This is a genomic window from Streptosporangium sp. NPDC006013 (assembly GCF_040614275.1).
Taxonomy (GTDB): domain Bacteria; phylum Actinomycetota; class Actinomycetes; order Streptosporangiales; family Streptosporangiaceae; genus Streptosporangium.
In genome coordinates, this window is record NZ_JBEXUE010000019.1 from 35,605 (window position 1) to 46,659 (window position 11,055).

8 protein-coding genes are annotated in these 11,055 nt (G+C 69.6%); 5 read left to right on the plus strand and 3 right to left on the minus strand.

Annotation, left to right across the window (positions count from 1 at the left end):
- Positions 1–49: 49 nt before the first annotated feature.
- The gene (locus ABZ260_RS05295; RefSeq protein ID WP_355613243.1) at positions 50–3,013 is read right to left on the minus strand and encodes a BTAD domain-containing putative transcriptional regulator; all 2,964 of its coding nucleotides are present in this window, start codon (positions 3,011–3,013) and stop codon (positions 50–52) included.
- A 93-nt stretch (positions 3,014–3,106) separates the two neighbouring features.
- Entirely contained in the window at positions 3,107–3,541 is a 435-nt protein-coding gene (locus ABZ260_RS05300) for a helix-turn-helix transcriptional regulator (RefSeq protein WP_355613245.1), read from the minus strand.
- A gap of 1,517 nt (positions 3,542–5,058) precedes the next feature.
- Between ABZ260_RS05300 and ABZ260_RS05305 the strand changes: the two genes are divergently transcribed.
- The 4 genes from ABZ260_RS05305 (at position 5,059) to ABZ260_RS05320 (ending at position 9,673) form a co-directional block, all read left to right on the plus strand.
- Positions 5,059–6,333, plus strand: coding sequence for a helix-turn-helix transcriptional regulator (locus ABZ260_RS05305; protein ID WP_355613256.1), 1,275 nt, complete (start codon positions 5,059–5,061; stop codon positions 6,331–6,333).
- 83 nt (positions 6,334–6,416) lie between these two features.
- Positions 6,417–7,043, plus strand: a complete 627-nt coding sequence (locus tag ABZ260_RS05310) for a copper resistance CopC family protein (protein WP_355613247.1) — start codon at positions 6,417–6,419, stop codon at positions 7,041–7,043.
- Positions 7,040–9,082, plus strand: coding sequence for a cytochrome c oxidase assembly protein (locus ABZ260_RS05315; protein WP_355613249.1), 2,043 nt, complete (start codon positions 7,040–7,042; stop codon positions 9,080–9,082). The genes ABZ260_RS05310 and ABZ260_RS05315 overlap by 4 nt, the downstream gene beginning before the upstream one ends.
- Before the next feature lie 177 nt (positions 9,083–9,259).
- Positions 9,260–9,673, plus strand: coding sequence for a hypothetical protein (locus tag ABZ260_RS05320; RefSeq protein WP_355613251.1), 414 nt, complete (start codon positions 9,260–9,262; stop codon positions 9,671–9,673).
- A gap of 173 nt (positions 9,674–9,846) precedes the next feature.
- Here the strand turns inward: ABZ260_RS05320 and map are convergent, their stop codons facing one another.
- Positions 9,847–10,695: a type I methionyl aminopeptidase gene (gene map / locus ABZ260_RS05325; RefSeq protein WP_350914933.1), complete on the minus strand. Its 849-nt coding sequence runs from the start codon at positions 10,693–10,695 to the stop codon at positions 9,847–9,849.
- A 44-nt stretch (positions 10,696–10,739) separates the two neighbouring features.
- Between map and ABZ260_RS05330 the strand changes: the two genes are divergently transcribed.
- Entirely contained in the window at positions 10,740–10,922 is a 183-nt protein-coding gene (locus ABZ260_RS05330) for a hypothetical protein (protein WP_355570007.1), read from the plus strand.
- Positions 10,923–11,055 lie beyond the last annotated feature (133 nt).

The window sequence follows — 11,055 nt, forward strand, 5'->3', positions numbered from 1 at the left end:
GGGTGCGCGTGATCAGCCCGTTGGGCTCGCGGTCCTCAGCTCGCGGTCCTCAGAGAGCCATCATCCGGCCCGGGGAGGCGGACGGTTTCTCGCGGGTGGCCCCGATGGCCGCCCGCTCCGCCGACGCCTCCTTCTCCACCTCGTCGTTCCCCGTCGCCCTGGCGGACGCGACGGAACGCCCCAGGTAGGTCACGGCCTGCTCCACCTCGCCGAGGAGCCGCAGGGAGCGGGCCAGGCCGAGCAGCAGGTACGGTTCGGCGACGACCACCTGCGCGGCGCGCGCGCAGTCGAGGCCGGCCTCGAAGGAGGCCCTGGCCGCCGCGGCGTCCCCCAGGTCGAGGTGAACGCCGCCGAGCCTCTCGTGCACGGCCGTCTCCTGATACAGGTTGCCGTCCCTGCGGCACTTGAACAGGGCCTCGTCCAGCATGGCCAGTGCCTGCTCGAACCGGCGCAGGCCGTGGTACCCCGAACCGATCATGGTGAGCGCGTAGTGCTCGCCCGACCTGTACCCGATCGCGTCCGCGACCTCCCGCTGCTTCTCGGCGCAGTCGATGCACTTCTCGTAGCAGCCGAGTGCGAGGTGGTTCATGGCGAGGTTTCCCAGCGCCTTCTGCTCACCATGCCGCTCGGAGAGCCGACGGCACAGGATCAGGTGCTGCCGGAAGTGGCGCAGGGCCTCTTCGAGACGGCCGACCATGTTCAGTGCGAGGCCCACGAGGCTGTGCGCCCCCGCCTCAAGCCGGCGATCCTCCAGCCGCTGCCCGGCCGCGAGGGTCCGCCGGCTGATGGTGAGGAGACGAGCGGGAAGGCCGGCGTGGTGGAGGTGCCAGAAGAGCGCGAAGACCAGGGCGACGCCGAGACGCGATGTCCGCTCCCGGGGAGCGGACATCGCCTGGAAGGCGGCGGACAGGAGATTGGCCTGTTCCCGGTTCAGCCACTCGTGGGCCTCCTGGTACGAGCCGAGCGGGAGAGGATCGGCACCGAGATCGACGTCCGCCGACTCCGCGCGAGGGTAGCGGGCCAGCTTCACGGCCAGCCGGGTGGTCCCGACATAGAAGCTCAGCGCCCGGTCCAGCATGGCGTCGCGATCCGTCTCCGTCTCCTCACGTGCGACCTGCTCGCCGGCGAACAGCCGGATCAGGTCGTGCGGCCGGTACCTTCCCGGCTCGCCCTCCTCCAGCAGGTGCGCGTCGACCAGCCGTTCCATCGCGCGCTCCGCGGTGTCCGCGGGGACATCCAGCAGGGCGCCGACGACAGGTGCCGTCACGTCGGCCGTCTGCAGCACGCCGAGCGCGCGCAGCGCGCGGGCGGCCGTCCGGTCAAGGTGGTGGTCGCTGCCGGCGAGCATGTCGTGACTGACCGCGAGGCTGGATCGGACCGCGAGATCGCCCGCCGCCAGCTCCCGCAGCCGCCCCCGCTCGTCCTCCAGCCGGCTCACCAGATCGACAACGCCCCAGCGCGGCCGGTTCGCCAGCCGGGCTCCCGCGATGCCGACGGCCAGTGGCAGGCCTCCGCAGAGGTCGATCAGGCGCGCCGTCGCCTGAACGTCCTCGGCGACCCGCTCCTCCCCGATCAGTCTCGCGAGCATCGTGGAGGACTCGGCGCGCCGCATCCTGGAGATCGGTATACGGGCACAGTCGTCGAGCAGGGTGAAGCTCTCCCGGCTGGTCGTCAGGATCGTGTTGCCCATCGGCACCGACAGCAGCGGGCGGATCTGGGCCTCATCGGCGGCGTCGTCCAGCACGACGAGGATCTCGCGGCCGTCGAGTTCGCCGCGCCACAGGGCGGCGGCCTCATCGAGGTCGGCGGGAATGTCACGCTGGGGCATGCCAAGATCGCGCAGGAACCTGCTGATCACCTCGATCGGTTCCAGCCGCCTCATGCCCGGCGTCGCCCCGCGCAGGTTCACGTACAGCTGCCCGTCGGGGAAACGGTCGCGGACCAGGTGCGCGGCCCGGAGCGCCAGGGTCGACTTGCCGGATCCGGGTGCCCCGGTGATCGCGACGACGTGCCGGGGCGGGCGGCCGTCCCAGGGAGAGAGCAGCGTTCTCAGCCGCACGAGCTCCTCCGCGCGTCCGACGAAGTCGGTGGGGTCGCGCGGCAACTGGTGAGCCACCTTTCCCCGGGCGGCGGCGCGGTGCCGCGAATGCGAGGGCTCCCGGAGCGGGGGGACCCGCTCCGGGGGCGTGGGGAGCGTCGCCGAGGGCAGATCGAGCAGGGGGTCGGCGCGTAAGATCAGCTCATGGCACCTGCGGAGACTCTCGTGCGGCTGGATGCCGAACTCCTCGGCCAGCAGGTGCCGGATCTCCTGATAGACCTTCAGCGCCTCCACCTGCCGGCCGCAGCGGTAAAGCGCGACCATGTGCAGCTCGCGGAGCCTTTCGCGCAGCGGGTGCTCGCGGATCAGGGGGGCCAGCCGGGCCGCGGCCTCCTGGGGGCGCCGGAGCAGGAGCAGCAGGTCCGCGTGCAGCTCCAGCGAGGTCAGGCGTAGTTCGTTCAACCTGTGCCGCTCGAACTCGGCGAACGGACCGGGAATCCCACCCAGGCACGTGCCCCGCCACAGCTCCGAGGCCCTGTCCAGGGAGTGCAGGGCGGTCTCGTACGAGTTCTTCGCGTGCGACTTTCTGGCCAGGTCAAGGCAGCGCTCGAAGACCAGGGCGTCCACCTGCTCCGGCGCGAGCCGCAGCGAGTATCCGCCGGGGACGGAGACCAGCGGCCTCGAAGGTCTCTGCGGATCCCGGTCCGGGTCCAGTGCCCGTCTCAGCCTGGACACGTACGTGTAGACGCTCTGCTCCGCCGTCTTCGGCGGCCGCTCTCCCCATACTCCGTCGATCAGCCGGTCCCTGGTGACCGGCTGTCCCGCGTTGATCGCCAGGATGCAGAGGACGGCCTGCTGCCTGGGCTCTCCCAGGTCGAGCTCGAGTGAACCCCTCCGGCCGGTCACCGGTCCCAGAACGTCGACGCCGAGTCCCTCCGCGGCGCCGGTGGTGGTAATGGCTTCCGTTTCGTCCACCAGGCCTCCACACGCGGTTGGGCATGACACAGCGAAGTCGAGGAGAACGACCTTATCTGACAAGTTCGCGGCGCGGAGTCCCCCGCTGATCGCCTAGACGATCCCCGCCTTGGCGATACGGACTCCCGCCTGGAATCTGCTCTGCGCTCCGACCCGCTCCATCGCGGTGGCCATGTGGCGGCGTACGGTGCGGGAGGTCAGGCCGAGATGGCGGGCGATCACCTCGTCCGTCAGGCCCTCCGCGGACATCCTTAGAACGGTCCTTTCCTGGTCCGTCAGCGAGGACAGCGGCTCCCGCTCGCGGCGGCGTGGTGCGGCCTGTGACCAGACGCGCTCGAACAGCTCTCCCAGCAACGTGACCAGTGCGGGGGTGCGCACCACCGCCATCCGGGAGGTGTGGCCGGTCATGGCGACGAGGCCGTCGATCATCAGGAATCTCTCGGAGATCAGCGGATCGACCCTCAGCTCCACCGACTCGGGAAAACCGGCCGCTCCGGACGATGAGCCGATGACGACCCTCGTCCGCACGCCAGGTGGAATGACAGCCGAATTGAAGATGCGGGAAAACGCGACGCCGGCTCTGGGATTGGGCAGGAGAACGGCCACGCTGCGCCTCGCGGACGAGCAGAGAGTGTTGATATCGGGCCGGATCTGGTCTCTCCCTCCGGCCGATGGAGAGGTCAGGAAAGAATGGGTCATGTGCCCCTCGCGAACTGCGCTTGACCGAACACCCGCGTGTTCCTCCCGGCAGGTGACGCCGCTCTCGGATCGGACTCCGATGAATTTCCGAGGTGATTCGCGATGCGGAAGGGGAGGCACGTGGCACGTGTGCTGGATCCACCGTCGTACGCGCGTGAAGGAGGGGCGTCCATCGATCGTCCCTCCGTCCTGTCGTTCCGGTCCGCGATGACGAGAGAGCCGCCAGGAAAGGGATTCTCGGACCGGAGGCCCGGAGCAACAGAATCCCGGCCGGTGGTCCTCTGGAATTCCCGCCATCCGACTGTCGCAGGCGGTCCTAGAGATCATCTAGAGACGCCCGGGGACGGGCCGCGTGGGGCCGAGCAGGAGGCCGGGATCCGAGGGGGGACGAGGCGGGGGCCGGCACGGGGGGTCGGGCCGTCCCGCGACCTCTCTCCGGGCAGGCCGCGCTCGCGGCTTCATCCGGGGGTGCTTTTCCCTGCCTGAAGTGGACAGGCCGCTCCGCCTTCGGGGAAGTCGGCTGACCGGTTTAGGACATTGACTTGATAGCGGATTAGTTCAATGTATTTCTAGAGTAATGGCTGGTTTAAAAGCGGGGTGTCGAGAGACGCGGCCGGTGACACGGGGGGCGGCGACATGGGTTCCGTGAGTCGACAGGCCCGCGGACCGGTCGGCGGCACGGGGAGGCGGCTCGAATTCCGCGAGCCGACCGGCCCGTAGGCCGGTCGGTGATGAAAGGCGGGCGGAAAGGCATGGCCGATGAGAGGGGGCGGGTGGGCGCCGCCGACCCCCTCGGTTCGAGCCGTGACCTGCAATAAAATCTATACGGATGTAATGGGATCTATATGTAGGTGTTGCCTGCGGCCGGGATCCTCCGTGAAGGGTGATGGTCTTCCACGGAAGGGGTCCGGATCCCGGCTCCGCCGCTACCCGCGGGTCCCGTCTCGTGGCGCGCGCACGCCGGAGGCCTGCACGCTCACACCGGTGCGGGCCGCACCGGTTCCGCCAGGTGGAGTGGCTCGCCGGCTGGAAGCTCTCCACAAGGGCGGGAGGGGTTCTTTCCGTTCCCTGTCTTTACGGCGGGCTGAGCCGTCGCTCAGTCCGGGTAGCCCCAGCCCAGGTAGGCCTGGGCGGCGCCCGCCTGCAAAGAATACTTACCGGTGTCCTTCGGGGGGGCAGACGAATCAGCACTCGCGGTCGTAGCATTGCCAGTGACGGCAAAAGCAGCCGTAAATAGCATGGCGAGGGCAGACAAGGCAAGACGTCGGCGCACGGGGAGACTCCTGTCGTAGGTTCTGCTGCTCAAATGATATCTTTCAAGGGGTAACGTGACTGGTCAAGACTTGGTGGGGCAGCGCATCAAAACCGTCCGCCGGCAACGTGGTTTTTCCCAGGCGCAGCTCGCCCATCCAGAACTGTCGGACAGTTACGTATCTCTCATCGAGAGTGGCAAGCGTACTCCGACCCCCGCGGTGCTGGAGCTGCTGGCCGAAAAACTCGACTGTTCCCTTACGTATCTGATCAATGGTGTCACGGCCGAGCAGATGCAGGAGATCGAGCTCGCGCTCAGCTACGCGCAGCTGGCCATGGACAACGGCGAGGTCGTCGAGGCCCGCACCCGTTACGCCGAACTCCTCGCCGACAGCGGGCTGGCGGGCCTGCCCCAGATGCGGCAGGACGCCGAGTACGGCCTGGCCCTCTCGACCGAGGCCTGCGGCGACCTGGAGCAGGCGATCGTCCTGCTCAACGGGCTGCGCGAGAGTGACGAGGCAGCTCTGAGCCCCGAGCGTCACGTCGCGGTCGCGGTCGCGCTCTCACGCTGTTACCGGGAGAGCGGGGACCTGGCCCGGGCGGTGCACGTCCCCGAGGAGATCCTCACCGGCGCGGTCCGGCCGGCCTGGACGGACGGTCTGATGCGGTTGGGCGGCCAGCTGCTCGCGGCCTACATCGAGCGCGGCGACCTGCTCCGGGCACGTCACTTCTCCGCCGAGATGATCGCCGCCGCCGAGCTCCTCGCCAGCCCGCAGGCGCTCACCCTGGCGCACTGGGGTGCCGCGATCGTCGCCGTCGAGAGCGGCCACGCCGACGAGGCGGTCACGCAGGCCGAGCGTGCCCTGGCCATCCAGTCCGAGTACGGCGACGCCCGAAGGCTGGCCCGGCTGCGCGGCGACTACGCCCAGGTACTGCTGATCGTGCGGCCCATGGAGGCCGAGGCCTGGCGTGATGTGCTGTTGAAGGTGGAGAAGGAACTGGCGGAGAGCTCTGCCAGCTCGATAGACAAGATGCGCTGCGCGATGAACCTCGTCCGGGCGGAGCTGCTGCTCGCCCAGCCCGAACGGGCCGAGGAGCGGATGCGCTTCGTCTGCGATCTACTCGACGGCATGCCGAAGGTCATGCAGGCGGAGGCCCGCCTGCTGCACGGTGAGACCCTCGCGGAGCTGGGCCTGCAGGAGCAGGCCTCGCAGGAGCTGCGCGCCGGGACGGAGTGCCTGGAGCAGGCGCCGGAGACCCGCTTCACCGCTCATGCCTGGCTGACCGCGGCCCGGGTCCTGGAACGTATCGACGAGCCGGACCGGAGCGTCGACGCCTACCGGCGGGCGCTGGCCGGCGTCGGGTTGTAGGGCGGGGCGGAGAACCCGCGCCGAAGGTAGATCGGACAGGGGGGTCGAGACCGCGCGGTCACCTGGGTAGCCTTGTGGTTGCCATGAAGACTTCCCCTGTCGCGGTCGCCCTCGCGCTTCTCGTCGCCCTCGTGCTCGGCACGGCCTTCGCCTCGCCGGCCCTCGCCCATGACCGGCTCAAGAGCAGCGACCCCGCCCAGGGCGCCAAGGTCGAGAGCCTGGAGGAGGTGAAGCTGACGTTCACCGCCTCGGTGCGCTTCCCGAACGTCGTCGTACGTTCCGGGGACGAGAACCACCAGGACGGCAAACCCGTCGTCGACGGCACGGTGGTGACCCAGAAGGTCAAGGAGGATCTCCCTCCAGGTGACTATGTCATCGCCTATCGCGTCGTCTCCTCCGACGGCCACCCGATTGAGGGTGAGATTCCCTTCACCCTGCTCGGCTCCGCCTCCCCGTCGGAATCGGCGTCGGAATCGGCGTCGCCGTCCGCCGCCGCCGCTGAGTCCCCGGTGGCGGCCGAAAGCCCGGTCACCGCGGAGACCCCGGCCGAGAACGCGCCGTCCGCCGCGCTCAGCCCGGCCGCCGCGGTCGGCGACGAGGAGCCCGGCTCCTCGCAGGGCGTGCCCGGCTGGATGTGGATCATCGTCGGAGGCGTGACCGGAGTCGGCATCGGCCTGTTCCTCAGCATGCGCAACAAGAAGCGGCCATGAGCGGGCCCGCGCGGGCCGCGCAGACGGCACAGAGCGAGACGCCGGGGAACAGCCGGGCCGTGCGGCTGGCCCTGGCGGCCGCGGTGGCGGCCGCCGCCGCCCTGGTGATCGCCATGATCGCCGGAGGTGCCGCGACCCCGCGCATCATTCCCGGCCTGCCCGATCAGGGGGCCTTCACCCGCTGGGGGCTGCCGCTGGCGAAGCTGGCGATGGACGCGGCGGGCGTGCTCACCGTCGGTGTACTCCTGGCCGCCACGGTCCTGCTCCCCAACGACAAGGGCCTGCTGGGCAAACCCGCGCTCGGCTACGTCAAGGCCGCCTCCTGGATCGCCCTCGTCTGGGCCGGGGCCGCCGCCGCCACGATGGTGTTCAGCCTCTCCGAGGCGCTCGGGCTGCCGGTGGCCGACGTGCTCGGCGGCAACGAGCTCACCAGCTTCGCCAGCCAGGTCTCCCAGGGCATCGCGCTGACCCTGGTCGTGCTCTTCTCGGTCGCGATCGCGCTCTTCGCCCGAGGGGCGATCACCGCAGGTGCGGCCGGCGGCCTGCTCGTCCTCGCGCTGGTCACCCTGCTCCCGCCCGCGCTGACCGGCCACTCCGCCTCCTCGCCCAACCATGACCTGGCCACCACCGGTGTCGCGCTCCACCTCGTCGTCCTCGCGCTCTGGGTGGGCGGCCTCGGGGTGCTCTGCGCGCACGCGCTGCGCCGGCAGCCGTACCTGGAGATCGCCGCCGCCCGCTTCTCGACCCTGGCGCTGTGGTGCTTCGTCGGAGTGGGGCTGTCCGGCCTGTTCAGCGTCCTGGCCAGGCTCACCTCGGTCTCCGAGCTCTTCACCTCCGCCTACGGCCTGCTGCTGCTGGCCAAGACCGTCGCGTTCGCGCTGCTCGGCGCCGTCGGCTGGTGGCACCGCAAGCGGACCCTGCCGTCGCTCGCCGCGGGCGGCCCCGGCACCTTCGTCCGCTTCGCCACCGGTGAGATCGTCGTCATGTTCGCGGCCATCGGGCTGGCCGTCGCGCTCTCCCGCACCGCGCCGCCCCCGGCGGTGCTGCCCGTCGACAGGGCCTTCGAGGTGCTCGGCTACACGATGCCGCCGGAGATCTCGCTGGCCAACCTGGCCTCGCTGTGGTGGTTCGACCTGTTCTCCGGCACGGTCATCGCGCTGCTGGCCGGCCTCTACCTCGCCGGTGTCGTACGGCTCACCCGGCGCGGCGACTCCTGGTCCAAGGGGCGTACGGCCGCCTGGTTCACCGGTGTGCTGATCCTGCTGATCGCCACCCAGAGTGGCGTCGCCCGCTACGCCAAGGTGCTGTTCAGCGTGCACATGGCCGAGCACATGACGCTGTCGATGATGGTGCCGATCTTCCTGGTGCTCGGCGCGCCCGTCACCCTGGCCCTGCGTGCTCTCAAGCCCGCCGCCCGCAGGGGCGACCGAGGGCCCCGCGAGTGGCTGACCACGATCCTGCACAGTAGGTTCGTCCGCTTCGTCACTCACCCGGCGATCGCTACCGCGATCTTCATCGTCTCCACCTACGCGCTGTACTTCACGCCGCTGTTCGCCGCCGCGATGGAGGAGCACCTCGGCCACATCGTGATGACCGTGCACTTCCTGATCAGCGGCTCCCTGTTCTTCTGGGTGATCATCGGTATCGACCCGGCTCCCTACCAGCTGCCGCACGTGGCCCGGCTCCTCCTGCTGTTCGTGACCATGCCGTTCCACGCCTTCTTCGGCATCGCGCTGATGAGCATGACCACCGTGCTGGCCTCCGACTGGTACGACCAGCTGGGCAGGACGTGGGGTGCCTCCGCGGTCGAGGACCAGCAGACCGGCGGGGCCATCGCCTGGGGGTTCGGCGAGATCCCGACGCTCGTCGTGCTCCTCGCGCTGGCCTTCCAGTGGTGGCGCGCCGACGACCGCAAAGCCCGCCGGGCCGACCGCCGGGCCGACGCCGCCGCGGCCCGGACCGGCGGCAGCGGCGACGCCCAGCTCGATGCCTACAATGAATACCTGGCCAAACTCAATAAGCGCGACGGCGTGAAATAGCCGGACGGCCACGGCCTGCTATCTTCCAGCCCTCTCCCGGATGCCTCCCGGTAGCCTGGTGTTTCAGGGGGCTCGTGCTCACCGCAGCGGGCGCAGCGCTTCGTCATCGCGCGCCACGCCCAGTCACATATTCGGTCGGGGGCCGGTGGCTGCAACGTGCATCAGGAAGGTTGAGCAGTGTCCGAGGAACTGCGCGTACGTGGGGGCCGGAGTCGTAGCCTGGCCCAGGCCCTTGAGGGGCATCTCACCGAATGGTCCGAGCGCACCGGGACCACCGTCGAGATCTGGGCGCTGCCCGCCGGCGACGTTCCGGCCGGGATCACCAGGGCCGTGATGGCCACGCTCGAGGAGGCGCTCGCCAACGTCGAGCGGCACAGCGGCGCGCGGGTCGTGGCCGTCGCCGTCACCCTCGGCCCCAGTGGCCTGCGCATGACGGTCAGTGACGACGGCGTCGGCTTCTTCGGCCCGGCCGAGGGCCGGGGCATCACCGCAATGCACGCCCACTTCGACCAGGTCGGCGGCACGCTCAGCGTCAACGGTGTTCCGGGCGCGGGAACCACGGTCACCGGAGTGGTGCCCCGCCAGGACTAGCCGGCACGAAAACGGGCGCGGCGCCGGGCGAGCGCCCCCAGGGCCTGTCCCGCGGATCTTGCCGTGGCGAGGATCGGCCAGGTGGTGCCTCGCAAGGCGGAGGAGGGAGCCGCAGCGTGCTGCGGTGACCGACGACAACGCGGCGAGGCGCCAAAAGGTCCAGGGGAGAGAGCCTAGGGCAGTGTCAGGATCTCGTGGCCGGTCTCGGTCACCAGAATGGTGTGCTCGAACTGGGCGGTCCGCTTGCGATCCTTGGTGACGGCGGTCCAGCCGTCGGGCCAGACGTCGTAGTCGATGGTGCCGAGCGTCAGCATGGGCTCGATCGTGAACGTCATGCCCGGCTCCAGCGTGACCGCCAGTGACGGGTCGTCGTAGTGGGGGACGATCAGGCCCGAGTGGAACGTGGTGCCGATGCCGTGGCCGGTGAAGTCACGGACCACGCCGTAACCGAACCGCTTGGCGTAGGCCTCGATCACGCGACCGGCCACGTTGAGCTGCCGGCCGGGGGCGATGGCCTTGATGGCCCGGTTGGTGGCCTCGCGGGTGCGCTCGACCAGCAGCCGTGACTCCTCGTCGACGTCGCCGACCAGGAAGGTGGCGTCGGTGTCGCCGTGCACGCCCCCGATGAAGGCGGTGATGTCGACGTTGACGATGTCGCCGTCGCGCAGCACGGTGTCGTCAGGGATGCCGTGGCAGATCACCTCGTTGATCGAGGTGCACAGTGACTTGGGATATCCCCGGTAGCCGAGCGTGCTGGGATACGCTCCCCGCTCGCAGAGGAACTCGTGGCCGATCCGGTCGAGTTCGTCGGTGGTGACGCCGGGCGCCACGTGCTTGCCGACCTCTTCGAGCGCCTGAGCCGCCAGCTTGCCCGCGATCCGCATCCGCTCGATGATCTCGGGGGTCTTGACGTCGGCCTCTCCGGTCTTCGGGGATTTCTTCCCGACGTACTCCGGCCGCTGGATGTGAGAGGGAACCCTGCGGAGGGGAGAGATCCGCCCGGGCTGGAGCAGTGTCGTCATGGTTCCACAGTCTAGTTGCGCTTCCCACTGGGCAGGATTGCCGCATGAGTGACCAATGGTGGTTCTGCCTGAAGCACATGGCCGTCGAACCCGACGAGGGTTGCCCGAACAAGGACCGGATGGGACCGTACCCGACGCGCGAGGCCGCGGCCAACGCGCTGAAGACCGCGGCCGATCGGAACGAGGACTGGAAGAAGGAGGACCAGGCCTGGGAGGACGACGACTGAGAGCGGAGCGCGGCCGGTACGCCTAGGCCCTGTCCTGCGGATCTTTTGCCTACTGCGGTCGGTCAGGCGGCGCCTCGCCGCGTTGTCGTCGGTCACCGCAGCACGCTGCGGCTCCCTCCTCCGCCTTGCGAGA

Coding starts and splice junctions, on each gene's coding strand:
- ABZ260_RS05310 (WP_355613247.1), top strand. CDS start 6,417: ATGAAGACTTCCCCTGTCGCGGTCGCCCTCGCGCTTCTCGTCGCCCTC.
- ABZ260_RS05315 (WP_355613249.1), top strand. CDS start 7,040: ATGAGCGGGCCCGCGCGGGCCGCGCAGACGGCACAGAGCGAGACGCCG.
- map (WP_350914933.1), bottom strand. CDS start 10,695: ATGACGACACTGCTCCAGCCCGGGCGGATCTCTCCCCTCCGCAGGGTT.
- ABZ260_RS05330 (WP_355570007.1), top strand. CDS start 10,740: ATGAGTGACCAATGGTGGTTCTGCCTGAAGCACATGGCCGTCGAACCC.